The organism is Caulobacter sp. LARHSG274 (assembly GCF_052871235.1).
This window is the reverse complement of sequence record NZ_JBIXJO010000002.1, coordinates 1-22,395: the sequence shown is the minus strand read 5'-3', so window position 1 is coordinate 22,395 and position 22,395 is coordinate 1. Positions and strand designations below refer to the sequence as shown.

Genomic DNA, 22,395 nt, shown 5'->3' with positions numbered 1-22,395 from the left:
ACCGGGCGGGGATTAATTCTCCGTCATCTTGCCGCGCTTGAGCACGTTCATGCGGCGAGAACGCCTAGCCGAGGGTCACGAACAGTTCGGATTCGATCAGCCACTGGCCGGTGACCTTCCTCCACACCGCCAGATAGGCGCCGCTCTGCGGACCGGCCGTGCGCCAGGTCCCCACCCAGGTCCCGCGTTCGGCGGCCCGGGCCCCCTCGGCGTCGAGCTCGACGCCGGTGGTGGTGCGCACATAGGCCACGAAGTCGGGATCGGCGAACTGGCCGGCGAAGGCGGCCAGGACGTCGGCGGCCCCGAGGATCAGCGACCCGTCGCCGGCGATCACCTTGACGTCGGAGGCCAGGAACGGGGCCAGGCGGCGGGCGTCCTTGCCGGCGATGAGGCGGTTGGTCAGCTTGCGGCGGGCGGCGATGGCGTCCTGCGGCGTGGTCATCGGGACAGGCTCAAGCTGTGGCTGGCTGAGGGGACGATCGCCGGTATAGGCTGACCGCGCCGCCCGCCGCAAACAGGGCGACCGCAAATGGATGCCTCGCCCTTGTCCCTGCCCGTCCTGACCACCGCCCGCCTGACCCTGACGGCGCCGGCCCTGTCCGATTTCGAGGACAGCGCGGCGATGTGGAGCGATCCGCTGGTCACCCGCCATATCGGCGGCCGCACCTCGACCCCGGAGGAGAGCTGGGCCCGGCTGTTGCGGGCCCGCGGCCTGTGGGCCCTGCTGGGCTACGGCTACTGGGCGGCGCGCGAGACGGCCACCGGCCGCTATGTCGGCGAGGTCGGGTTCGGGGACTTCCGCCGCGCCCTGACCCCGTCGATCGACGGGGTCCCCGAAATGGGCTGGGTCCTGGCCGCCTGGGCCCACGGCAAGGGCTTCGCGTCGGAGGCCGTGGCCGCCGGCCTGGCCTGGGGCGAGGGCCAGTGGGGCGCGGGCCCGGTGATCTGCATCATCGACTCGAACAACGTCCCGTCGCTGAAACTGGCCGAGCGGATGGGCTTCAGCCTGATGGCGCGAACCACCTACAAGGACACCCCGACGCTGCTGCTGCGGCGGGGGTGAGGAAGGGTCGAGACGACTACCCCCCGCTTCCCCCAATCCGATCACCCCCGCGAAGGCGGGGGTGATCGGGGATGGGCTCAGTCCGCCGCCAGCATGTCGATCAGCTGCAGGCGGAACACCATCACGCTGTTGGGCGGGATCGGGCCGGCCGGGCGGTCGCCGTAGCCGAGGGAGGCGGGCAGGTAGAGGGTCCACTCGTCGCCGACATGCATCAGCGGCAGGGCCTCCATCCAGCCGGGCACCAGGCCGTCGGCGGGCATGATCGCCGGCTTGCCGCGCTCGAACGAGCTGTCGAACACCGTGCCGTCGAGCAGCTTGCCCTCGTAATGGACCTTGATGATGTCGCCGACCTTGGGCGACTTGCCGGTCTTGGGACCGCTCTTGACCACCTTGTACTGCAGGCCCGAGGCGGTGGTGACCACGCCCGGCGCCTTGGCGTTCTGGGCCAGGAAGGCCTGGCCCTCGGCCAGGGTCTTGGTCGAATCGACGGCGGCGACCAGCTGCGGCGGGGCGGACGCCTCCTGGGCCAGGGCCGGGGTCGACAGCAGGAAAAGGCCCAGGGCCAGGCCGGCGATACGGTTCATCGGAAACTCACAGTCGAATTTGAAGCGAAAGACATCCGGTCGGACGCCTCCTGGCGGGGCGAAGCGTGAAGCTTGGGTTGTCTTCCACGGAACCGATGGCGGCATCAAGACCGCCGGTTCGCAAAATGGGAGGACGCCAGGGCCGCTGGAATCGTCGCGGTGGCCAGGGGCGAGAGCACCGTCCAGCCGAGCCTGGCGTAGAGGCTGCGCCCTTCTTCGGTCGCAACAAGCAGCGGCGTCGCCGCGGGCGAGGTCCTTGTGGATCCGAGCGCCGCCATCACCACCGCGCCCAGCCCCTTTCGCCTGTGCTCCAGGGCCGTCTCGATGCGATCATAGACGAAGGCGGCCGCGGTTTCCGCAGCCTGCCCGCTTGCCGCCAGCTCGCCGTCCCGCGCGAGGATGCGAACCTGGGTCACAGGTCCGGATTGTTGAAGCTCGAGCCGATATCCGTCCGCCAGGGGCTTCGGGTCGAAGACGATGTCCGTCGCCGTCATGAGATAGGCCGCGGGCTGGATCTCCCAACCCGGCGGGAGCGCACCTTGCAACGCGTCCTCGTCGCCGCACAGCTTCAGATAGCACCCCGGCTCCGTGACGCTGCAAGCGACGGCGTGCAGGCCGCCACAGGGTTGTGGAAACACCCAGCGCATCCGCTCGTTTTCCGAACGGGTATCGACCCGGAAGCCGCCGTGATCGTGAACCGGAGGCGGGGCGCCGCGCGCGACCGAATGCGCTTCTTGCCAAGCGAAGACCAAGGCTGGATCGACACGGGCGCTGGTCATTCTGGCTCGCAAGGGGTTCTGGGTTGCGCAGGGTCGCTGGCCTGTCCGACATGCATGACGGGTGCGCCAGGACCGGACGCAACGGCCTTCGCCGACAGCGAGAAGGCCGCCGACGTCTCCGCCGGCGGCCCCTTCACCGTCTCTGGCTCGAACGCCTATTTCCGCGCCGCCAGGATGTCGTCCAGCCGCGCCGGCGTGCCCTCGATCCGCTCCAGCCGCGGGTAGCGCGCGCCGCCGGTGTAGTCGATCTTGACCGTGCGGTAGCGGTCGCCGTCCTTGACCAGCAGCTCGATCGGTGCTGCACCGGCCTTGGCCGTGGCCTTGACCGCCTCCTTCAGCAGGTCGTCGGAATAGGCCGTGCCGTTGACCGCGACCAGGGTTCCGCCCGCCGTAAGGCCCGCCTTGAAGGCGGGCGTGTCCCAGTTGACCACCGACAGCGCGCCGCCGGTCCCGACTGTGAAGCCCAGGGAATAGTTGAAGACCAGGCTCTTGCTCTTGGTCTCCAGGCCCTTGAAGTATTCGGTCGGGGTGTCGGTATAGACCAGTTTGTAGCCGCCGCGGGTCAGGCCATCGAGCGGCGCATGCTCGGACAGGCCCTCGACCCGGGTCTTCAGGAAGCTCGCCCAGTCGTTCTCGACCACGCCGTTCAGCGTCTTGACCACGGTGTCGAAATCATAGGTCAGCGGCACATAGGAGCCGTTCTCGACCCCGAAGAAGGCCTTGGCGAAGTCGTCCAGCGACTTCTTGCCGCCGGTCTTCTCGCGGATCAGGGTGTCGGCGTCGAGCCAGATCAGCTGGCCTTCCGAATAGTAGTCCTCGCTGCGCTGCCAGCTCAGCCAGGAGGCCGGCTTGCGGTTGGCGATGATCGGGTCGTTGGTGGTGTCGAGCACGTTGCGCCAGCGGCGGCCGGCCCGGGTGTCGTAGAGGGCGGCGGTGGCGGCGATCGAGTCCAGGGTCTGCTGCTTGGTCATCAGGCCCGAGCGGGCCGACAGCACATAGCCCCAGTACTGGGTCTGGCCCTCATAGACCCACATCAGGCTGTCGCGCATCGGCTCGTTCAGCGTCGGGGTGTAGAGGTCGGCGGCGCGGCGGAACTTGCCGTTCCACGAGTGGGTGTATTCGTGGGCCAGCAGGTCGCGGCCGGCGAAACCCTTGTCCCAGTCGGTGAAGTACTTGGGCGGCACGCGGTTCTCGCTGGAGCGGTGATGCTCCAGGCCGATGCCGCCGAGGGTGTCCGACAGCGCCACCAGGAAATCGTAGTGATCGTAGTGATGCGAGCCGTAGAGCTTGTAGGCCTGCTGCACCAGGTTCTTGTGGATCTGCAGCTGCTCGGGCTTGATCTCCAGGTCCTCGGGCCGGTCGGCGACCAGGTTCAGCCGCACCGGCGCCGGGCCGCCCGGGTCCAGCTCGACCTGCTTGTAGTAGCGGCCGGCGAATATCGGCGAATCGACCATGGTCTCGAAGGTGGTGGTCTTGAAGGTGGTGACCTGGCCGGCGGTCGAGGCCTTTTCCAGGGCGGTGCCGAAGCCCCAGCCCTCCGGCAGCTTGACGCTGGGCTCGATCTGCACGCCGCGCAGGTAGTAGCCGGCCGGGTAGAAGCCCAGCTGCAGCCACTGCAGGTTCAGCATGTCGGGCGTCACCTCGATGCGGCCGACGTCGGGCTTCACCGCGGTCAGGAACTGGTAGCTGAGCTCGACCTGGGTCGCCCCGGCCGGCACCTCGAAATGGAAGGCGTGGACGGCGACCGGGTCGCGGGTCCAGGGCAGGGTCTGGCCATTGGCGGTGATCACCAGGCCGGCCAGCTTGTCCAGGTCGTTGCGCGGCGAGTGGCCGCCGGGCACCCATTCCGGATAGAGGATGGTCATCGGACCGGCCTTGGCGACGGGGATCGTCTCGCGGACCTGGAAGATCTTGCGGTCGAGGTCGGTGGTGTCGACCGACAGCTTCAGCACGCCCGGATAGGGGACGTCCTGGGCGGCGGCGATGGCCGGGGTCGGCGGGGCCTGGACCGGGACGCGGTCCTGGGCCAGGGCGGCGCTCGAGGACAGGACCGCCAGCGACAGGGCGGCGGCGGAGACGGAGAAGAACAGCGTTTTCAAGAAACGACCCCAGGACGACGCGCGGGCGGGCTCCCGCCGCGAAAGAGGGGGCAACTTCTCCGCTAAAGCCGCGGTTGTCGAGATCGTCTTTCGCGCCGGGGCGCCTTTCCCGCCGACGCCCGTCGGCTGGGCGCCGCCGCTTCAGGCCGCCGCCATCGGCCCGGCGCCGAAGCGCGCCTCCAGCGCCCGCACCGCCCCCAGCAGGCCGGCCGGCGAGATCGGCTTTTCGAGGCGGGCGTCGCCGCGCTCCTCGTCGGTCAGCAGATGCTCGTCGCGGGCCGAGGCCAGCAGCACCGCCGTCCGCGCGCCGCGGCGCAGGCGCACGGCCTTGATCAGGTCGCCGCCGCTCATCCGCGGCATCAGGAAGTCGGTGATCAGCAGGTCGGGATCGAAGGCGTCCATGGCCTCCAGGGCCTGCTGGCCGTCGCGGCAGACCAGCACCTCGAAGCCCGCTTCGCTGAGGGTGATCTGGTGGATGGCCGCCAGCAGGGCGTCATCTTCCGCGACCAGAATCTTACGCACCATCCGCCCCATCCGACATGCTTAACAACCCGTGAACCGGCTTAGCGCGGCCGGGCGGGCGCCGTCGCCGTGCGCTATCGTCGCAGGTCGCAACCCAGAATTCGCCGCCTCCGGAGACGAACCCAGGCGTGCGCCGGGAACGCGCCGGAAGGCCTTGCATTTGCAAGTCGTTCTCAAGTATGAGCGACAAGCTGCGCCCTGCTCCGCTCCCGCCCCCGGATCCCGTGAAACCCGCCCCCGACCAGCATCGCCGCTCGTTCTGGCTCAAGCAGCTGCACCAGTGGCACTGGATCAGCGCCGCCGTCAGTCTGGTGGGCATGCTGCTGTTCGCGGTCACCGGCTTCACCCTCAACCACGCCGACCAGATCGAGGCCAAGCCCAGGGTCGTCGACCGCAAGGCGACCCTGCCCGCCGACCTGCTGGCCCTGCTGGCTAAGGGCCCGCAAGAGGGCAAGCGGCCGCTGCCGATCAAGGTCGAGGCTTGGCTCGACAAGGCGGTGGGCGCCGACATCGCCGGCCGCGAGGCCGAATGGTCGCAGGACGAGGTCTATGTCGCCCTGGCCCGGCCCGGCGGCGACGCCTGGATCAGCATCGACCGCCAGACCGGCGCGGCCGAGCACGAAAAGACCACCCGCGGCGCGATCTCGCTGCTCAACGACCTGCACAAGGGCCGCAACGCCGGACCGGCCTGGGGCTGGTTCATCGACCTGTTCGCCGGGGCCTGCACGATCTTCGCGGTCACCGGCCTGATCCTCCTGCAGTTCCACGCCCGCTCGCGGCCGCTGACCTGGCCGCTGGTGGCCGGCGGCCTGGTGGTCCCGCTGCTGCTCGTCATCCTGTTCGTCCATCTGTGAGGCGCCCCGCCATGAAGCATTCCCCCACGAAGCTTTCGATGTCCCTGCTGACCTTCTCGGCCCTCGGCGCCGGCGCCGCGGTCGCCAACCCCGCCCTGGCCTCTGACCTCAACGTCAGTTTCGACGTGCCCCGCCTCTCGGTGGCCGAGTATCACAGCCCCTTCGTCGCGATCTGGATCGAGAACACCGCCGACTCCAGCGCCGCCGGCACGCTTTCGGTCTGGTACAAGCCCAACCACGAGAAGTGGCTGAAGGACCTGCGCCAGTGGTGGCGCAAGGCCGGCCGCGAGATGAGCTTCCCGGCCGACGGCCTCACCGGCGCGACCCGCGCGCCCGGCCCCCAGAAGCTGACCTTCAGCGGCGCCAAGGGACCCCTGAAGGACCTCAAGCCTGGGCAGTACGCCCTGGTGGTCGAGGCCGCCCGCGAAGCCGGGGGCCACGAGTCGGTCCGCGTGCCGTTCACCTGGACCGGCCCGGGGGGCAAGCCCGGCAAGCCGGCCTCGGCCAAGGGCTCGACCGAGCTGGGCCTCGTCACCGTCTCCGTCAAATGAGCAGGAAGATCGCGATGGCCTTCAACAAACGCCTGATCGCCGCCGCCCTCGCCGCGGCGGTCATCGTCCCGGCGACGGCCCAGGCCGCCCGCAGCTGGGTGGTTCCGTCGACCACCGTGCTGTCGGGCTCCAACGCCTGGGTCACGGTCGACGCCGCCAGCTCCGACGACCTGTTCTTCCCCGATCTTCGCCCCCTGCGCCTGGAGACCATCCAGGTAACCGCCGGGGACGGTCAGGCCGATGCGCCCCAGAACGGCGCCAACGGCAAGTTCCGCTCGACCTTCGACGTCCAGCTGACCAAGCCGGGCACCTACAGGATCGCCTCGGTGTCGACCATGGTCCTGGCCAGCTGGACCGAGAACGGCGAGGTCAAGCGCTTCCGCGGGGCCGGCGAGGAGTTCGCCAAGCAGGTCCCGGCCGGGGCCGCCGACCTCAGGACGATCCGGATGCTCGGCCGCTACGAGACCTTCGTCACCCGCGACAAGCCCACCGTGGAGGCGTTGAAGCCCTCCAACCAGGGACTGGAGCTGGCGCCGATCACCCACCCCGCGGACATCGTCGCCACGGAGCCGGCCCGCTTCAGGTTCCTGCTCGACGGCAAGCCGGCGGCCGGGCTCGACGTGGTCTTCGCGCGGGGCGGCGACCGCTGGCGCGCCAAGCCGGTGGAGGTCACCGCCAGGACGGGCGCCGACGGTGCGCTGTCGGTCACCTTGCCGGAAGCCGGGATGTGGTGGCTGAGCGCCGTCGTCCAGACCGGCGAGACCGGCCGCGGTCCCGGCGGGCCCGGGGGTCCGAACAGCCCGCCGCAGCCCCTGGCCGGCGACGGCTACAGCGCCAGCTACACCGCGACGATCGAAGCCCAACTGCCCTGAGGTCCCATCCTGTCGCCGCTTCCCGGCGGCGACAGGTCTCGCCCATGACCCGCGTCCTCGTCCCCCTGCTGGCCCAGCCGCCCGCCCGCCCGATCGGCGGCGCGGTGCTGGCGCTTGGCGGACGGAGCATGGGCGCGACCTGGTCGGTGAAGCTGGTCGCCCCGCCCACCGCCTCGGCCGAGGCCCTGACGGCCATGGTCCAGCGCGAGCTCGACACTGTGGTGGCGCAGATGAGCCCCTGGGAGCCCGGGTCCGACCTGTCGCGCTACAACGCCGCCGCGGCCGGAACCTGGACCGCCCTGCCCGCCGCCTTCGCCCAGGTGCTGGCCTGCGCGATCGACGTGGCCGAACGCACCGGCGGGGCCTTCGACCCGACCCTGGGAGCGCTGGTTTCGCTCTGGGGCTTCGGCCCCCGGCCGTTCTCCGGCGGCCCGCCCGCGCCGGCGGCGATCGCCGGGGCTCGCGCCACCGCCGGCTGGCGGCGGCTGGTCCTCGACGGCGACCGGCTGCTGCAGCCCGGCGGCCTGCACCTGGACCTCAACGGGATCGCCAAGGGCTTCGCCGTCGACCAGGTCGCCGCCGCCCTCGACCGGGCCGGGGCGCGGTCCTATCTGGTCGAGGTCGGCGGCGAGCTGCGCGGCCTCGGCGCCAAGCCGGACGGCCAGCCGTGGTGGGTCGAGCTGGAGCGGCCGCCCAGCGCCGACCACGCCCCCGCCCCGCGCACCCTGGTCGCCCTGCACGGCCTGGCGGTCGCGACCTCCGGCGACTACCGGCGGTTCTTCGAGCATGACGGCCGCCGCTACGCCCACACCCTCGATCCGGCCACGGCGGCGCCGGTCGCCGACGGCGCAATCAGCGTCACGGTGCTGGACGAAAGCTGCATGCGGGCCGACGCCTACGCCACCGCCCTGACGGTGATGGCCCCCGACGCCGCCCTGGCCTTCGCGACCGACCATGGCCTGGCGGCCCTGATCCTGACGCCGGGTCCCGACGGCCTGGAGGAGCGGCTGTCGCCGGCCCTGGCCGCCATGCTCGACCCATGAGCGGCTGGCCGTCCCCGCCGCCCGAACGCCTGTGGGCCGCCGTCCTGGTCGCCGGCGCCTACGCCCTGTTCTGCCTGGCCATCGCCGCCCGCGAGGCCCTGCGCCGCCGCCGCGCTCGGCGCGAGGCCCAAGCCCTGGCGGCCGGAACCGGCGCGCCGATCCTGCTGGCCTACGCCAGCCAGACCGGCTTCGCCGAGGAGCTGGCCCTGGCCACCGCCCGGCTGCTGGGCGAGGCCGGCGCGCGCGTGACCCTGAAGCGCCTGGCGGAGGTCGCCGCCGCCGACCTGGCGACCGCTTCGCAGCAGGGGGGCGGCCGGGCCCTGTTCGTGGTCAGCACCACCGGCGAGGGCGACGCCCCCGACGACGCCCGCCGCTTCCTCCGCGACGTCATGGCCGCCCGGCCCGACCTCAGCGGCCTCGGCTATGGCCTCCTTGCCCTGGGCGACCGCGGCTACGACCGGTTCTGCGCCTTCGGCCGAACCCTGGACGCCTGGCTGGCCCATCAGGGCGCCGCGCCGCTGTTCGACCGGGTCGAGGTCGACGACGGCGATCCGGCCGCCCTGCGCCACTGGCAGGCCCATGTCGGCCTGCTGGCCGGCGTCACCGACGCCCCCGACTGGACCCGTCCGCGCTATGGCCGCTGGCGGCTGGCCGAGCGCCGCCTGCTAAACCCTGGCAGTCCCGGCGGCGAGGCCTTCCATCTGCGGCTCGAACCGCTCGACGGTCCGGTGAGCTGGGCGGCCGGCGACATTCTCGAGGTCGGGCCGCGCAACGCCCCGGCCGAAACCGCCGCCCTGTTGGCCCGCCTGGGGCTGGACCCTGCGGCCCCGGTCGCGGCCGAGGACGGCGCGACCCTGGCCGAGGCCCTGTCCTGGCGGCGGCTGCCGCACGATGCCGCGCCGCCGCCGCCGACGCCCCAGGCCCTGGTCGACGCCCTGCCGCCCCTGCCCCACCGCGAATATTCCATCGCCTCCCTGCCCGCCGACGGCGGGGTCGAGCTGCTGGTCCGGGCCATGCGGCGGGCCGACGGCCAGCCGGGTCTCGGCTCGGGCTGGCTGACGCGCCACGCCGCGCCAGGCAGCGAGATCGCCGCCCGGGTGCGGACCAATCGCAGCTTCCACGGTCCCGAGGACGATCGGCCGCTGATCCTGATCGGCAACGGCACGGGCCTGGCCGGCCTGCGCGCCCACCTGAAGGCCCGGGCCGCAGCCGGCTTGCATCGCAACTGGCTGGTGTTCGGCGAGCGGACGGAGGCCCACGACTATTTCCATGGCGAGGAGATCGAGGCCTGGCGGGCCGCCGGGGTGCTGGCGCGGCTGGACCTGGCCTTTTCGCGCGACCAGACCCGCAAGCTGTATGTCCAGCACCGGCTGATCAAGGCCGCCGACACCCTGCGCGCCTGGGTCGCCGACGGCGCGGCGATCTATGTCTGCGGTTCGCTGGACGGCATGTCGGGCGAGGTCCATGCGGCCCTGGTCTCGGTGCTGGGGGCCGAGACGGTGGAACGGCTGAGCGACGAGAGCCGCTATCGGCGGGATGTCTACTGACCCTGTCGAATGACGAGGACGAATGTGGCGAGCATGAACGATGACGCCCGGGCGCCGCAGACGCCGGGCGCGATCCGCAAGGCGGGCTTTCCGGCCGTCGTCGACGCACAGACCCGGGTGCTGGTGCTGGGCAGCCTGCCGGGCGACGCCTCGCTGGCGGCCGGCCAGTATTACGGCCATCCGCGCAACGCCTTCTGGCCGCTGATGGAGACGGTGCTGGCGACGCCGCTGGTTTCCCTGCCCTATGCGCAGAGACTGGCGGCCCTGCTGGCCCGGGGCGTCGGGCTATGGGACGTGGTGGCGCAGGCGCATCGGCGCGGCAGCCTCGACGCCGCCATCCTCGATCCGGTCGCCAATGACCTCGTCGCCCTGGTCCACACCCTGCCGCGCCTGCGGGCCGTGGCCTTCAACGGCGGGACGGCCGCGAAGCTGGGCGGCCGGCTGCTGGCCCCGGTCGCCGACCGCCTGGCCCTGCTGCCCCTGCCCTCCTCCAGCCCGGCCCACGCGGCGCGGTCGTTCGACGAGAAGGCGCAGGCGTGGGCGGCGATCAGGGCGTGGCTGGACTAGAGCCCTTCGCCTTCGGGCGTGTCGGTCAGTCCGCCAAACACACGTTTTGGCCGGGCGGACGGCGGCGGCATGGGCACGAGGCTGGCCACCGGCTTGCCATCTACCGTGATGACGACTTTTCCACCCGCCTCGACTTCAGCGACCAAGCGCTCGAAATCGGCTTCGGCTTCCTGGACGGTGACGACGGTCATCTGACCTCGCTGAGTTAGGGTCCGCGACAAGACAATCGTCCCATCCTGGCCAACATTACGCGTTTTTCATCTGCGCCCGGGCGTCAACTGAGGCAGCATCCCCGCTTCAAGGGGAGCTTTCCACATGCGCATCGTCCTGCTGGCCGCCGTTTCGGCGCTGAGCCTGTCCGCCGCCGCCTGGGCCGCCGAGCCGATGAGCGCGCCGGCCGGCAAGCCGATGTACGGCGCCTGGGGCGTCGACCTGACGGCCGGCGACGCCACGGTCTCGCCCGGCGGCGACTTCGACCGCTACGCCAACGGCGCCTGGGCCGCGCGCACGACGATCCCCGGCGACCAGGCCTCGGCCGGGGTCGGCTATGACGTCTACAACCGCGCCCAGGACCAGCTGCGCAGCCTGATCGAGACCGCCGACGCCAAGACCCCCATCGGCGCCCTCTACAAGAGCTTCAGCGACGAGGCCAAGGTCGAGCAGGTCGACGACAGGCCGCTGAAGGCCGACCTGGCGGCGATCGCGGCGATCAGGACCAAGACCGCCTTCGCCCAGGCCCTGGGCCGGGCCCACGGCGGCTTCGGGGCCGACATCTTCTCGCTGGACATCTATCCCGACGCCAAGAACCCGGAGGTCAACATCCTCTATATCGGTCAGTCGGGCCTGGGCCTGCCCGATCGCGACTACTACCTGACCGACGGCTTCAAGCCGCAGCTGGCGGCCTATGCCGCCTTCGTCGAGCGGGCCCTGAAGATGGCCGGCTACGCCGATCCGGCCAAGGCCGCCGCCGAGGTCGTGGCCTTCGAGACCGCCATCGCCAAGGTCAGCTGGGAGGCCGACAAGCGCCGCGACGTCGTCGCGACCTACAACCCGGTCACCGCCGCCGAGCTGGTCGCCTACGCCCCGTTCCCGTGGTCGGACTACCTGGCCGCGGCCGGCATGCCGGGCCGGGCCAAGGCGGTGCTGGGCGAGAAGACCGCGGTGCGCGACATCGCCAAGCTCTATGCCGACACCCCGCTGGAGACCCTGAAGGCCTGGCAGGCCTTCCACCTGGTCGAGGAGGCCTCGCCCTACCTGTCCAAGCGCTTCGTCGACAGCCGCTTCGCCTATGTCAAGGTGCTGACCGGCCAGGAGACCATCCGCCCGCGCTGGAAGCGCGGCGTCCAGCTGGTCGACGGCAGCCTCGGCGAGGTGGTCGGCCAGGCCTATGTCGCCCAGTATTTCCCGCCCTCGTCCAAGGCCCAGATGGTCGACCTGATCGCCCACCTGAAGACCGCCATGGCCGCCCGTATCGACCAGGCCGCGTGGATGAGCCCGGCCACCAAAACCGAGGCCCAGACCAAGCTCTCGAAGATGCAGGTGATGGTCGGCTATCCCGACAAGTGGCGCGACTATTCGGGCCTTAAGCTCGAGGCCGGCGACCTCTATGGCAACGTGCTGCGCAGCCGGGCCTTCGAATGGGCCTATACGCTGAGCGACCTGGGCAAGCCGGTCGACCATGGCAAGTGGGGCATGACCCCGCAGACGGTCAACGCCTACAACGGCGGGCTGGAGAACAAGATCGTCTTTCCGGCCGGCATCCTGCAGGCGCCCTATTTCGACCCGGCCGCCGACCCGGCGGTGAACTATGGGGCGATCGGCGCGATCATCGGCCACGAGATCAGCCACGGCTTCGACGACCAGGGCCGCAAGATCGACGCCGCCGGCGCCCTGCGCGACTGGTGGACGGCCGAGGACGCCAAGCGCTTCGAGGCCCAGGCCGACACCCTGGGCCGGCAGTACGACGCCTATGAGCCGGTGCCCGGCTCGCACATCAACGGCAAGCTGACCATGGGCGAGAACATCGCCGATCTGGCCGGGCTGCAGGTGGCGCTGGACGCCTACCACGCCTCGCTCGGCGGCCGGCCGGCCCCGGTGATCGGCGGGCTGAGCGGCGACCAGCGATTGTTCCTGGCCTTCGCCCAGGCCTGGCAGGACAAGACCCGCCCCGACTCCCTGAAGCAGCAGATGGCCTCGGACCCGCATTCGCCCTCGGCGTTCCGGGTGATCGGTCCGACCCGCAATGTCGACGCCTGGTACGCCGCCTTCGCGGTCAAGCCGGGCGACACCTACTATCTGAAGCCGGAAGACCGCTCGCGGGTCTGGTGACGGCAAACGACCCGCGTCGCCGTGCCGATGGGGGCGGCAGGCGGCGCGGGCCCGGGCCGTCAGGCGATCGCGATCAGGCGATCTTCTTGACCGGCACGTGCTCGACGTGGGTGTTGAGGTAGTTGAAACCGCCCGAGCCGTTCCAGGCCTGGTCCACCGACAGGGCGGCGGTGAACCGCGCCAGGAACGAGCCGATGGCCGGGGGCGGCACGCTGTAGACGAACTCGCCGGCCAGCGACACCAGCTGGTGGTTGGGGCCAAAGCCGGTCTGATAGATCTGGCCGTTGACCGGGAAACGGTGCTGACCGCCGACGATCGCCTGGTTGATCTCGGCGATGCCGCTGACATGGCCCGAGGCGGCCTGCACGGTCAGGGCCAGATTGACGATGGGCGCGCCGGGCGTGCCGACATTGCCGACCACCGCCTTGACGAAATAGAGGCCGATCTCTTCGCCGGCCTTCTGGGTGTGAAGCGTACCGATGTCGTCCGCCATGGGGCGTCCTCCTGGTGCTGACGACCCTGCTGGTCGCCTTGCGGGAGAGTGATACATCCACAGGTGGGCGCCGCCCAAGGAAACCTCAGCGCGCTATCCGATTTTCTATCTACCTATGCGCGCAATCGATCCGCAGGCGTCGCGTCGGCGGTTGCGGACTCCAGAGACGACAAGGCCCGGCGACGGCGAACGCCGCGGCCGGGCCTCGTGGAGCGATTAGAATAATTCCGGTCCGTCGCTTCGGCGGCTACTCGCCGGCGGCGATCTGGCCGCGGGCCATGGCCAGCAGCTCGTCCATCTTGCGACGGACCTCGCCCTCGCTGACATTGACGCCCGAGCCCTTGAGGTCGCCGGCGACCTTGCGCAGCACGTCCTCGTCGCCGGGCTGCTCGAAGTCGGACTTGACGACGGCGCGGGCGTACTCGTCGACCGTCGCCAGGCCCATCAGCTCGGCCGCCCACTCGCCCAGCAGGCGGTTGCGGCGGGCGGTCGCCTTGAATTCCTGCTCCTGCTCCAGGGCGAACTTGCGCTCGAAACCCTGTTCGCGTTCGTCGAAGGTGGTCATGAAAGCCCCAATAGTCTCTGAGCGGGCTGCATATCCCGTGGCGAGCCGCCGCACAATCGCAAGCAGCGCCGCAGCGCCTCCGAGGCGGTCACAATCGCGAGGCCGCGCCGCCGCCGTTTGCGCCGGGGCCCGCCTTCAGCTAGTTTCCAGGGGACATTTTTCGTGAGCGGCCTTGAGTCGAACGCCGCGCGCAGCTATCCGCCGCGCGCGCTTTTCGTTTCTTCGGGTCTTCGGAACATCTTCCGGGGAAATCGGCGCTCGCAACCAGAAGGGCCTCGACGAGAGCCATGACCACCCGCCGCAAGAAGATCTACGAAGGCAAGGCCAAGATCCTGTACGAGGGCCCCGAGCCGGGCACCCTGATCCAGTATTTCAAGGACGACGCCACCGCCTTCAACGCCCAGAAGAAGGCCGTGCTCGAAGGCAAGGGCGTGATCAACAACCGCATCAGCGAGTACATCATGACTCGCCTGAACGGCATCGGCGTGCAGAACCACTTCATCCGCCGCCTGAGCCTGCGCGAGCAGCTGATCAAGGAAGTCGAGATCATCCCGCTGGAGGTGGTGGTGCGCAACATCGCCGCCGGCTCGATCGCCACCCGCCTGGGCCTGGCCGAGGGCACGCCGCTGCCGCGCTCGATCATCGAGTTCTACTACAAGGACGACAAGCTCGGCGACCCGATGGTCTCCGAGGAGCACATCACCGCCTTCAACTGGGCCGCCACCCAGGAGATCGACGACATGATGGCCATGGCCCTGCGGGTGAACGACTATCTGTCGGGCCTGTTCAGCGGCGTCGGCATCACCCTGGTCGACTTCAAGATCGAGTTCGGCCGCGTCTATGAAGGCGACTTCAGCCGGGTGATCCTGGCCGACGAGATCAGCCCCGACAGCTGCCGGCTGTGGGACTCGACCACCAACGAGAAGATGGACAAGGACCGGTTCCGCCGCGACCTGGGCAATGTCATCGAAAGCTACACCGAGGTGGCTCGCCGCCTCGGCATCATGAAGGAAATGCCCACCGTCATCCAAGGCGGCGTGCATTAGCCTTAAAACCCCTTCTCCCAGCGGGAGAAGGAGGGGCCCGCGCGCCGCTCGGCGCGTGAGAGGATGAGGGGTTAAGCCTCGTCCGGAAGCCCCGCACCCCCTCACCCTCCCATGCTGCGCATGGGCCCCTCCCTCTCCCCCTGGGAGAGGGTGAAGAAGGTCAGGACGACGAAATGAAAGCCAAGGTCCAAGTGTTCCTCAAGCCCGGCGTGCTCGACGTCCAGGGCAAGGCCGTCGAAGCCGCCCTGCACGGCCTGGGCTGGGCCGGCGCCTCGCAGGTGCGGGTCGGCCGCACGATCGAGTTCGACCTGGCCGAGACCGACCCCGCCAAGGCCGAGGCCGAGGTCAAGGCCATGTGCGACAAGCTGCTGGCCAATACGGTGATCGAAAGCTACCGCGTCGAGATCGCCTGAAGATCAAGGTCGACCCAAGATCAGGCGCCCTCCCCCTGGAGCGGCGCTTTTTCTTCGTGTGACGCCTTCCGCTCCCGCTTGGCCGCCCCATGTTCGGTGGACACGGAGGGACCCCCATGAGCGCCAAGTTTCATCTGGCCCAGGTCAATATCGGCCGCCTGCGGGCCCCGGTCGACCACCCGATGATCAAGGACTTCGTCGACAATCTCGACCGGGTCAACGCCCTGGCCGACGCCTCGCCCGGCTTCGTCTGGCGATTGGTTGGCGAGGGCGACAACGCCACCGACCTGGCCCCCTACGAAGACCCGCTGATCGCCATCAACATGTCGGTCTGGACCGACATCCCCTCCCTGGGGGCCTTCGTCTATCGCGGCGACCACGTGCAGATCATGCGCCGCCGCCGCGAATGGTTCGAGCACATGGACGTCTACATGGTGCTGTGGTGGGTCCCGGCCGGCCACCGCCCGACCATCGACGAGGCCAAGGCCCGGCTGGCCCGGCTGGAGGCCCATGGCCCGACCCCGGAAGCCTTCACCTTCAAGGCTCCGTTCCCGGCCCCGGACGCGGTTCCCGTGGAGCCGGTGCTGGACGAATGCGGGGCGTGATCTCCACCGCCCCGTGATCCCCCGCCCCGTCATCCTCGGACTTGTTCCGAGGACCCCTGCCGCAGCTGTGAAGAAGGAAGATCCGTGGAGCGGCGAGGTCGCGGACAAACTCGGTCCTCGGAACAAGTCCGAGGATGACGAGCGTAGTGGGTTCGCTGCGCTTGACCGCTGACATCCCCCGCGAACGGTGCTACAGGCCCGCGCCATGAAAGCCGCCGTCGTCGTCTTCCCCGGTTCCAATTGCGATCGTGACTGCAAGGTCGCCATCGAGCGCTCCGCCGGCGCCCGCGTCGAGATGGTCTGGCACCAGGAGACGGCCCTGCCCGACGACCTGGACCTGATCGTCCTGCCCGGCGGCTTCTCCTATGGCGACTACCTGCGCTGCGGGGCCATGGCCGCCCAGAGCCCGGTGATGCGCGAAGTGATCGCCGCCGCCAACAGCGGCGTCGCCGTGGTCGGGATCTGCAACGGATTCCAGGTGCTGTGCGAGGCGGGGCTGCTGCCCGGCGCCCTGCTGCGCAACGAGAAGCTGAAATATGTCTGCAAGCCGGTGGCCCTGGACATCGTCAACGGCCAGACCCGCTTCACCGCCAGCTATGGCGAGCAGCGCCAGGCGGTGATGACGGTCGGCAACGGCGAGGGCAACTTCTTCGCCGACGCGCAGACCCTCGACCGGCTGGAGGGCGAAGGCCAGGTGGTGTTCCGCTACCAGGACAATCCCAACGGCTCGGCCCGCGACATCGCCGGCATCGTCAACGCCGGCGGCAATGTCCTGGGCCTGATGCCCCACCCCGACCGCTCGTTCGACCCGGACCTGGGCTCGGAAGACGGCGCCCTGCTGTTCCGCAGCATCTTCGCCAGCGCCTGACCGCGAAGGGGCTAGGATGGGTCGCCAGCTGATCGTCGCGGCCGCCCTCCTCGCCAGCCTGTCGGCCTCCAGCGCCTGGGCCCAGGAGGCGTCGGCCCGCTGCGACGAGGGCGGCTTCGTCGAACGGGCCCAGGACAGCGGGGCCGAGGCCTATCGCGTCGCCGTCCCCGGCCGTTCCCATTTCCGCCAGGACGGCGAGGGCTGCCCGGCCGCCGCCGCCTGCCAGCTGAAAAGCTATCTGGTCGAAAAGGACCCGGTGCTGGTCAGCCAGGTCGAGAACGGCTGGGCCTGCGCCTGGTACAGCGGGACCCCGCGCGACACCGTCGGCTGGCTGCGGGCCGCGGACCTGGCCAGGATCCCGGCGCCGCCGACGACCCAGGCCGACTGGCTGGGCCGATGGTCGTTCGGCGAAGACACCACCGTCACGATCACCCGCGACGCCCGCGGCGGCCTGCAGGTCGAGGGCGACACGGTCAATACGGGCCGCCCCTCCCCGCCGACCGGCCATTTCGCCGGCGCCCTCTTGGTGGACGGCCCCAGCGGCCGGTTCTCCGATTTCGACGCCGAGGCGGCCGCCCAGTACAAGGCCCAGTTCCCGGACGCGCCGCCGCCGCCCCACTGCGCCGTCCGGTTCCGCCGCGTCGACCGCTACCTGGTGGTCAACGACGGCGACGCCGACAGCCCCTGGGGCTGCGGCGGCATAGGCGCCAGCTTCCTGGGCGTCTATCGCCGTTAGCCCCCGCCCCGTCTCCCTGGCGAAGGCCGGGGAGACGGATGAAAGAAGGATTCAGCCCTCAACCACGGCGCTCCAGACGCGGAACCATGCCGAGCGCTGTTATATTATAGCGCCGCTCAAAAACCGCCCCTAAGGTGACTCCACCCTAGGGAGCCCTTCGATGAGTCTTGCCTCTTCCCTGCGCGCCGGCCTGCTGGCCGCCGCCGCCCTGACCGCCTTCGCCACCGTCGCCCACGCCCAGGCCGCCGGGCAGACCCCGCCCCTGACCCCCGACATCGACGGCAAGTATGTCGCCCCCAAGGTCGGCTACGACTACGACAAGCGGGTGGTGATGATCCCGATGCGCGACGGGACCAAGCTCTACACGGTGATCGTCGTGCCCAAGGGGGCCAAGAACGCCCCGATCCTGCTGACCCGCACCCCCTACAACGCCGCCAAGCGCGCGGCCCGCAACGACAGCCCGCACATGCTGGCCGCCCTGCCGCAGGGCGACGAGGTGTTCGTCCAGGACGGCTATATCCGCGTGTTCCAGGACATCCGCGGCAAGTACGGCTCCGAAGGCGATTATGTGATGACCCGCCCGCTGAAGGGGCCGCTGAACAACAGCGAGGTCGACCACTCCACCGACGCCTACGACACCATCGACTGGCTGACCAAGAACGTGCCCGAGAGCAACGGCAAGGTCGGCATGCTGGGCAGCTCCTACGAGGGCTTCACGGTGGTGATGGCCCTGGTCCATCCGCACCCGGCCCTGAAGGTCGCCGCGCCGATGAGCCCGATGGTCGACGGCTGGATGGGCGACGACTGGTTCCACTTCGGGGCCTTCCGCCAGGTCAATCTCGACTATTTCACCGGCCAGACCACGGTGCGCGGGGCCGGCGACGACGTCGTGCGCCAGGGCTATGACGACTACGACAACTTCCGCCGGGCCGGCTCGACCGGCGACTACGCCAAGACCAACGGCCTGGACCAGCTGCCGTGGTGGAAGAAGCTGACCGAGCACCCGGCCTATGACAGCTTCTGGAGCGAGCAGGCCCTCGACAAGACCATGGCCAAGCAGCCCCTGACCGTGCCGACCATGTGGATCCAGGGCCTGTGGGACCAGGAGGACATGTGGGGCGCGGTCCACGCCTACGCCGCCACCGAGCCCAAGGATACGGCCAACGACAAGAGCTACCTGGTGCTGGGCCCCTGGCGCCACAGCCAGGTCAATTATGACGGCTCCAGCCTGGGCCCGTTCAAGTGGGACGGCGACACCGCCCTGCAGTTCCGCCGCGACGTGCTGCTGCCGTTCTTCGACCAGTACCTGAAGGACGGCGCGCCCAAGGCCGACACCCCGCCGGTGCTGATCTACGACCCCGGCCAGAACCACTGGGACCGCTACAAGTCCTGGCCGCAGGGGGGCGCCAAGCCGCTCTATCTGGCCCCGAACGGCGGGCTGTCGTTCAGCGCCCCGGCCCCGGCCAAGGGCGCGGCGGCCTATGACGAATATGTCTCCGACCCGGCCAAGCCCGTGCCCTACGTCCCGCGCCCGGTGCGCTTCGGCGACAGCGACCGCTGGAAGCCCTGGCTGGTCACCGACCAGCGGGCCGTGGCCGACCGCACCGACGTGCTCTCCTACGTGTCCGAGCCCCTGACCGCGCCGCTGAAGATCGCCGGCGTGCCCAAGGTCAACCTGACCGCCTCGACCAGCGGCACGGACAGCGACTGGGTGGTCAAGCTGATCGACGTCTTCCCCGACGAGGTCCCCAGCCAGCCGGAGCTGGGCGGCTACCAGCTGGCCGTGGGCATGGACATCTTCCGCGGCCGCTACCGCGAGAGCTTCAGCGCCCCCAAGGCGCTCAAGCCTGACACGCCGCTGAAGTACCAGTTCATCCTGCCGACCGCCAACTACACCTTCCAGCCGGGCCACCGGATCATGGTCCAGGTGCAGTCCAGCTGGTTCCCGCTCTACGACCGCAACCCCCAGACCTTCACGCCCAACATCTTCTTCGCCAAGCCGGCCGACTACGTCAAAGCCACCCAGCGGGTCTACCACGCCGGCGACGAGGCCAGCTTCATCGAGCTGCCGGTGGTGGGGCGGTAGGGGCTGTTCCGAAGCTTTTCTAACCCAAACCCGTCATCCCGGGCCTCGTGCCCGGGGCCCATCTGTCCGCCGCAAGGGCGGCGAAGTGGCCCACCTACCCCGTCTCCCCGGCGAAGGCCGGGGCCCAGATTCAGCCGTCGCATTGGACGCTTATCCGAAACACACAGTCCTGTGATCTGGACCCCGGCCTTCGCCGGGGAGACGGGTGAAGGGAAGCGAGGGGTGGAGCTCAGGAGCCCTTGGCGGCCTTGGCCGCTTCCTTGGCCGCATAGTCCTGGGCCGCGCGCAGCACCCGCAGCACGTTGCCGCCCCAGATCGCCGCCACGTCGGCGTCGCTGTAGCCGGCGGCCTTCAGGCGGGCGGTGACCTTGGGCAGGTCGGCGACGTCCTCGAAGCCGATCACCCCGCCGCCGCCGTCCCAGTCGGCGCCGATCCCGACATGCTCGGGGCCGACCAGCTTCAGGGTGTGCAGCAGGCTGGCCATGAAGTCCTCGAACGAGGCCCGAACCGGCGGGAATTTGGCGTCGACCTGGGCCCGCTTCTGCAGATAGGCGACCATCTCGGCCTCGGTCGCGGTCTCGCTGTCGGGCGCCGTTCCCAGGGCCTCCAGCGCCGCCTTGCGCTCGGGACTGGCCTTGGTGTCCTTCAGATAGACCGAGTTGATGCAGATCACCCCGCCGGCGTCGGCGATCTTTTTCAGCCGGCCGTCGTCGAGATTGCGGGGGTGGTCGAAGATGGCCCGCGCCCCCGAATGCGAGGCGATGATCGGGACCTTGGACAGGACCACGGCCTGGTCGACCACGTCGTCGGAGGCGTGGCTGACGTCGATGACGATCCCCAGGCGGTTGGCCTCGGCCAGCCAGCGCAGGCCCAGCGGCGAGAAGCCGTGCCAGATCGGCTTGTCGGTCGAGCTGTCGGCGAACTGGTTGTTCTTGAAGTGGACCGGTCCAGCCAGCCGCACGCCGGTCTGGTGGAAGGTCTGCATCAGGGTCAGATCCTCGCCCATCGGCCAGCTGTTCTCGATGCTCTGGAAGACGAACTTCTTGCCGGCCTTGTTGATCCGCTCGGCGTCGTCGGCGGTGTAGGCCAGCTCGAACTGGTCGGCATGGGCCGCGACCATCTCGCGGATCTCCGTGGCCCGCTCCAGGGCGAAGTCGCGGGCGAAGCGGTAGCCCTCGGCGGTCAGCGGCCCCTGGGCGGTGTAGATCACGAAGAACCCGCCATCCAGCCCGCCCGCATTCATCCGCGGCAGGTCGACCTCGGTGCCGTCGACGGCGACCGCATGGCGCTCGACCATGCTCCAGCCCTGGCGGGCGAAGTGCTCGGGGGTGTCCAGGTGGGTGTCCAGGGTCAGGACCCGCTCGTGCAGGGCGCGGTCAGCCTTGGAGACTTCGGCCTTGGAGACGGGCGCCTCGGCGGCGTGAGCGGAAGGGACGGCGGCGAACAGGGCGGCGGAGCCGAGCAGGACGGTCAGCAGGCGGGACATCGGGGCTCCGAAGTTTGGCGAGCGGCCACGCTCGGAGATTGTGGGGGAACGGTCAAGGCGTGGCGGGGTGGGAGTCTGCCGGTTCCTGACGGTGGGGATCTGAAGGTCCGCTGGCCGGTAGCGCGCCGATGGCGAATCTCGACCCATGTAAGACATCGGCCAATGCGACATTTTGCTCTACTTCGACCGGTCTCCTGGTTTCAGGTGAGGCCTATATATTACTCGCTTGGCGCTTGGACCTACGTCTTCAAGTTTGAATTGAGCGTATACTTGGCTGCTTAAAGCGACGAAATCGTTCGCGAACGTTGTCCACTGGCCCGCTGCATCCCGCAGTTCTTGAGGGAGCATGTAGAGTTCCAATAGCTCGGACGATCCTCCCTTTTTGGGAGGGATATATCGCCGGAACCGCATAGCTGCGTCGCCAGCGCCTGTGACATCGAATGAGCAGAAGCCATGGGTAAGGAAGTGCCTGACCTCTTCAAACCGCTCGAATTCGGTCAGGGCGATCTCAATTTGCCCTTTGAAAGAGTCCATCGAGGTTCCGAATTCGAGCAGCTCGCGAAGTGCGGCAAGCCTGTTTCCAACGCCCATGGGAATAGGGCGTCTTAGAGATACGAATTCCGGCAGCTCCCATGCCCTGCACACGATGTCTCCTAGGAGAAACTCGACCTGAGCAAATGAATTTATCAACCAACCTCTGAGTTGTTGGCATTCTTCAATCAGCGGCTTGAATCTTTGTACGAGGTTCTCTTCGTTCATCGATTCTCAAGCCCCCAGATCGATAAAACAGCGAGAAGCAGCTCTTGCGCGGCTGTATGCTAACCAGCACAAGCTGACGCTTCCACTGTCCGCCCTTGGCGGCCAGGGTCAAGGTCCGCCTTCGGCGCCTGCGCCAATTTCCGGATACGACCCAAGTCGGATGTTCCGAAGATTCTCCGCCATTAAATTGATCCGTCATTCCCGCCCTTGTGGCACGGCTGTCCGGTTCACGCTGTCATCAAGTCGAGAGAGAGTTGTCGTGGGTCGTGGGCTGGAGTTGGCGGGGGCTTGAGGAGCTGATCGAGAGGTCTGCGATGCATGAGATTGGCTCGAACGAGTCTTGAGAAGGCCAGGACGCCGTGGGTGATCTTGACGGCGTCATTGGCCAGGCGCAGCAGCAGGTAGGCGATGAGGGCGATGGCGACCTGGATGCGGACGGCGTTCTCGGAGCGGCCCAGGAAGTGCTTGATCTTCAGGGTCTGCTTGACCCAGCGGAAGAACAGTTCGATCGCCCAGCGGCGCTTGTAGA

At 69.2% G+C, this 22,395-nt stretch carries 25 protein-coding genes; 14 read left to right on the top strand and 11 right to left on the bottom strand.

From position 1 onward, the window contains the following. Positions 1–64: 64 nt before the first annotated feature. Positions 65–442: a nuclear transport factor 2 family protein gene (locus ACIPQB_RS04430; protein WP_446484004.1), complete on the bottom strand. Its 378-nt coding sequence runs from the start codon at positions 440–442 to the stop codon at positions 65–67. 102 nt (positions 443–544) lie between these two features. Between ACIPQB_RS04430 and ACIPQB_RS04425 the strand changes: the two genes are divergently transcribed. Then, positions 545–1,063: a GNAT family N-acetyltransferase gene (locus ACIPQB_RS04425; protein WP_446484003.1), complete on the top strand. Its 519-nt coding sequence runs from the start codon at positions 545–547 to the stop codon at positions 1,061–1,063. A 77-nt stretch (positions 1,064–1,140) separates the two neighbouring features. Here ACIPQB_RS04425 and ACIPQB_RS04420 read toward each other — a convergent pair whose 3' ends face one another. The 4 genes from ACIPQB_RS04420 to ACIPQB_RS04405 form a co-directional block, all read right to left on the bottom strand. Next, the gene (locus ACIPQB_RS04420) at positions 1,141–1,647 is read right to left on the bottom strand and encodes an FKBP-type peptidyl-prolyl cis-trans isomerase (protein WP_446484002.1); all 507 of its coding nucleotides are present in this window, start codon (positions 1,645–1,647) and stop codon (positions 1,141–1,143) included. A 104-nt stretch (positions 1,648–1,751) separates the two neighbouring features. Continuing rightward, a complete protein-coding gene (locus ACIPQB_RS04415) occupies positions 1,752–2,426 on the bottom strand; it encodes a GNAT family N-acetyltransferase (RefSeq protein ID WP_446484001.1) in 675 nt (224 codons plus the stop codon). 155 nt (positions 2,427–2,581) lie between these two features. After that, positions 2,582–4,525 carry a M61 family metallopeptidase gene (locus ACIPQB_RS04410; RefSeq protein WP_446484000.1) on the bottom strand — a complete coding sequence of 648 codons (1,944 nt, stop codon included), beginning with the start codon at positions 4,523–4,525 and terminating at the stop codon, positions 2,582–2,584. 141 nt (positions 4,526–4,666) lie between these two features. Beyond that, positions 4,667–5,047 (bottom strand): response regulator transcription factor, encoded by a 381-nt coding sequence (locus ACIPQB_RS04405; RefSeq protein WP_446484725.1) that lies wholly within the window; start codon positions 5,045–5,047, stop codon positions 4,667–4,669. Positions 5,048–5,271: 224 nt separating this feature from the next. On the opposite strand from ACIPQB_RS04405, the gene ACIPQB_RS04400 reads away from it, so the two are divergent. From ACIPQB_RS04400 to ACIPQB_RS04375, 6 genes are read left to right on the top strand one after another with little or no spacing between them, the layout of a single operon-like run. Continuing rightward, positions 5,272–5,901, top strand: coding sequence for a PepSY-associated TM helix domain-containing protein (locus ACIPQB_RS04400; protein ID WP_446483999.1), 630 nt, complete (start codon positions 5,272–5,274; stop codon positions 5,899–5,901). Between the two features lie 11 nt (positions 5,902–5,912). Further along, complete coding sequence (locus ACIPQB_RS04395; protein WP_446483998.1) at positions 5,913–6,452, top strand: DUF2271 domain-containing protein; 540 nt, start codon at positions 5,913–5,915, stop codon at positions 6,450–6,452. A gap of 14 nt (positions 6,453–6,466) precedes the next feature. Continuing rightward, on the top strand, positions 6,467–7,324 hold the full coding sequence (locus tag ACIPQB_RS04390; protein WP_446483997.1) for a DUF4198 domain-containing protein: 858 nt from the start codon (positions 6,467–6,469) through the stop codon (positions 7,322–7,324). Between the two features lie 44 nt (positions 7,325–7,368). Continuing rightward, the gene (locus ACIPQB_RS04385) at positions 7,369–8,367 is read left to right on the top strand and encodes an FAD:protein FMN transferase (RefSeq protein ID WP_446483996.1); all 999 of its coding nucleotides are present in this window, start codon (positions 7,369–7,371) and stop codon (positions 8,365–8,367) included. Next, the gene (locus ACIPQB_RS04380) at positions 8,364–9,914 is read left to right on the top strand and encodes a sulfite reductase subunit alpha (protein ID WP_446483995.1); all 1,551 of its coding nucleotides are present in this window, start codon (positions 8,364–8,366) and stop codon (positions 9,912–9,914) included. Before ACIPQB_RS04385 ends, ACIPQB_RS04380 begins: the two co-directional genes overlap by 4 nt. A gap of 33 nt (positions 9,915–9,947) precedes the next feature. Continuing rightward, the gene (locus tag ACIPQB_RS04375; protein ID WP_446483994.1) at positions 9,948–10,481 is read left to right on the top strand and encodes a DNA-deoxyinosine glycosylase; all 534 of its coding nucleotides are present in this window, start codon (positions 9,948–9,950) and stop codon (positions 10,479–10,481) included. Here the strand turns inward: ACIPQB_RS04375 and ACIPQB_RS04370 are convergent. Next, entirely contained in the window at positions 10,478–10,672 is a 195-nt protein-coding gene (locus tag ACIPQB_RS04370; protein ID WP_446483993.1) for a type II toxin-antitoxin system Phd/YefM family antitoxin, read from the bottom strand. The genes ACIPQB_RS04375 and ACIPQB_RS04370 overlap by 4 nt on opposite strands. A 124-nt stretch (positions 10,673–10,796) precedes the next feature. Between ACIPQB_RS04370 and ACIPQB_RS04365 the strand changes: the two genes are divergently transcribed. Continuing rightward, entirely contained in the window at positions 10,797–12,809 is a 2,013-nt protein-coding gene (locus tag ACIPQB_RS04365) for a M13 family metallopeptidase (RefSeq protein WP_446483992.1), read from the top strand. Positions 12,810–12,882: 73 nt separating this feature from the next. Here the strand turns inward: ACIPQB_RS04365 and ACIPQB_RS04360 are convergent, their stop codons facing one another. Together ACIPQB_RS04360 and ACIPQB_RS04355 are read right to left on the bottom strand one after the other, a co-directional pair. Next, positions 12,883–13,302 carry a DUF1842 domain-containing protein gene (locus ACIPQB_RS04360; protein ID WP_446483991.1) on the bottom strand — a complete coding sequence of 140 codons (420 nt, stop codon included), beginning with the start codon at positions 13,300–13,302 and terminating at the stop codon, positions 12,883–12,885. A 247-nt stretch (positions 13,303–13,549) separates the two neighbouring features. Continuing rightward, positions 13,550–13,867, bottom strand: coding sequence for a DUF1476 domain-containing protein (locus ACIPQB_RS04355; protein ID WP_446483990.1), 318 nt, complete (start codon positions 13,865–13,867; stop codon positions 13,550–13,552). A gap of 287 nt (positions 13,868–14,154) precedes the next feature. Here ACIPQB_RS04355 and purC point away from each other — a divergent pair, with 287 nt between their 5' ends. The 6 genes from purC to ACIPQB_RS04325 all read left to right on the top strand — a co-directional run bounded on the left by purC (position 14,155) and on the right by ACIPQB_RS04325 (position 19,621). Then, positions 14,155–14,913 (top strand): phosphoribosylaminoimidazolesuccinocarboxamide synthase, encoded by a 759-nt coding sequence (gene purC / locus ACIPQB_RS04350; protein WP_028040001.1) that lies wholly within the window; start codon positions 14,155–14,157, stop codon positions 14,911–14,913. 173 nt (positions 14,914–15,086) lie between these two features. Continuing rightward, on the top strand, positions 15,087–15,326 hold the full coding sequence (gene purS, locus ACIPQB_RS04345) for a phosphoribosylformylglycinamidine synthase subunit PurS (protein ID WP_446483989.1): 240 nt from the start codon (positions 15,087–15,089) through the stop codon (positions 15,324–15,326). Between the two features lie 116 nt (positions 15,327–15,442). Beyond that, positions 15,443–15,931 carry a DUF3291 domain-containing protein gene (locus ACIPQB_RS04340; protein ID WP_446483988.1) on the top strand — a complete coding sequence of 163 codons (489 nt, stop codon included), beginning with the start codon at positions 15,443–15,445 and terminating at the stop codon, positions 15,929–15,931. Between the two features lie 205 nt (positions 15,932–16,136). Then, positions 16,137–16,799, top strand: a complete 663-nt coding sequence (gene purQ / locus ACIPQB_RS04335) for a phosphoribosylformylglycinamidine synthase subunit PurQ (RefSeq protein ID WP_446483987.1) — start codon at positions 16,137–16,139, stop codon at positions 16,797–16,799. 16 nt (positions 16,800–16,815) lie between these two features. Next, complete coding sequence (locus tag ACIPQB_RS04330) at positions 16,816–17,535, top strand: hypothetical protein (protein ID WP_446483986.1); 720 nt, start codon at positions 16,816–16,818, stop codon at positions 17,533–17,535. A 160-nt stretch (positions 17,536–17,695) separates the two neighbouring features. After that, the gene (locus ACIPQB_RS04325) at positions 17,696–19,621 is read left to right on the top strand and encodes a CocE/NonD family hydrolase (RefSeq protein WP_446483985.1); all 1,926 of its coding nucleotides are present in this window, start codon (positions 17,696–17,698) and stop codon (positions 19,619–19,621) included. A 229-nt stretch (positions 19,622–19,850) separates the two neighbouring features. Here the strand turns inward: ACIPQB_RS04325 and ACIPQB_RS04320 are convergent, their stop codons facing one another. From ACIPQB_RS04320 to ACIPQB_RS04310, 3 genes are all read right to left on the bottom strand, one after another. Further along, entirely contained in the window at positions 19,851–21,107 is a 1,257-nt protein-coding gene (locus ACIPQB_RS04320; protein ID WP_446483984.1) for a dipeptidase, read from the bottom strand. A 177-nt stretch (positions 21,108–21,284) separates the two neighbouring features. Further along, entirely contained in the window at positions 21,285–21,866 is a 582-nt protein-coding gene (locus ACIPQB_RS04315; protein ID WP_446483983.1) for a hypothetical protein, read from the bottom strand. A 227-nt stretch (positions 21,867–22,093) separates the two neighbouring features. Further along, on the bottom strand, positions 22,094–22,395 hold a 302-nt coding region (locus ACIPQB_RS04310; RefSeq protein WP_446483982.1), incomplete at its 5' end, for a transposase.

Coding starts and splice junctions, on each gene's coding strand:
- ACIPQB_RS04430 (WP_446484004.1), bottom strand. CDS start 442: ATGACCACGCCGCAGGACGCCATCGCCGCCCGCCGCAAGCTGACCAAC.
- ACIPQB_RS04420 (WP_446484002.1), bottom strand. CDS start 1,647: ATGAACCGTATCGCCGGCCTGGCCCTGGGCCTTTTCCTGCTGTCGACC.
- ACIPQB_RS04415 (WP_446484001.1), bottom strand. CDS start 2,426: ATGACCAGCGCCCGTGTCGATCCAGCCTTGGTCTTCGCTTGGCAAGAA.
- ACIPQB_RS04395 (WP_446483998.1), top strand. CDS start 5,913: ATGAAGCATTCCCCCACGAAGCTTTCGATGTCCCTGCTGACCTTCTCG.
- ACIPQB_RS04390 (WP_446483997.1), top strand. CDS start 6,467: ATGGCCTTCAACAAACGCCTGATCGCCGCCGCCCTCGCCGCGGCGGTC.
- ACIPQB_RS04385 (WP_446483996.1), top strand. CDS start 7,369: ATGACCCGCGTCCTCGTCCCCCTGCTGGCCCAGCCGCCCGCCCGCCCG.
- ACIPQB_RS04380 (WP_446483995.1), top strand. CDS start 8,364: ATGAGCGGCTGGCCGTCCCCGCCGCCCGAACGCCTGTGGGCCGCCGTC.
- ACIPQB_RS04375 (WP_446483994.1), top strand. CDS start 9,948: ATGAACGATGACGCCCGGGCGCCGCAGACGCCGGGCGCGATCCGCAAG.
- ACIPQB_RS04370 (WP_446483993.1), bottom strand. CDS start 10,672: ATGACCGTCGTCACCGTCCAGGAAGCCGAAGCCGATTTCGAGCGCTTG.
- ACIPQB_RS04365 (WP_446483992.1), top strand. CDS start 10,797: ATGCGCATCGTCCTGCTGGCCGCCGTTTCGGCGCTGAGCCTGTCCGCC.
- ACIPQB_RS04360 (WP_446483991.1), bottom strand. CDS start 13,302: ATGGCGGACGACATCGGTACGCTTCACACCCAGAAGGCCGGCGAAGAG.
- ACIPQB_RS04355 (WP_446483990.1), bottom strand. CDS start 13,867: ATGACCACCTTCGACGAACGCGAACAGGGTTTCGAGCGCAAGTTCGCC.
- purC (WP_028040001.1), top strand. CDS start 14,155: ATGACCACCCGCCGCAAGAAGATCTACGAAGGCAAGGCCAAGATCCTG.
- purS (WP_446483989.1), top strand. CDS start 15,087: ATGAAAGCCAAGGTCCAAGTGTTCCTCAAGCCCGGCGTGCTCGACGTC.
- ACIPQB_RS04340 (WP_446483988.1), top strand. CDS start 15,443: ATGAGCGCCAAGTTTCATCTGGCCCAGGTCAATATCGGCCGCCTGCGG.
- purQ (WP_446483987.1), top strand. CDS start 16,137: ATGAAAGCCGCCGTCGTCGTCTTCCCCGGTTCCAATTGCGATCGTGAC.
- ACIPQB_RS04330 (WP_446483986.1), top strand. CDS start 16,816: ATGGGTCGCCAGCTGATCGTCGCGGCCGCCCTCCTCGCCAGCCTGTCG.
- ACIPQB_RS04325 (WP_446483985.1), top strand. CDS start 17,696: ATGAGTCTTGCCTCTTCCCTGCGCGCCGGCCTGCTGGCCGCCGCCGCC.
- ACIPQB_RS04320 (WP_446483984.1), bottom strand. CDS start 21,107: ATGTCCCGCCTGCTGACCGTCCTGCTCGGCTCCGCCGCCCTGTTCGCC.
- ACIPQB_RS04315 (WP_446483983.1), bottom strand. CDS start 21,866: ATGAACGAAGAGAACCTCGTACAAAGATTCAAGCCGCTGATTGAAGAA.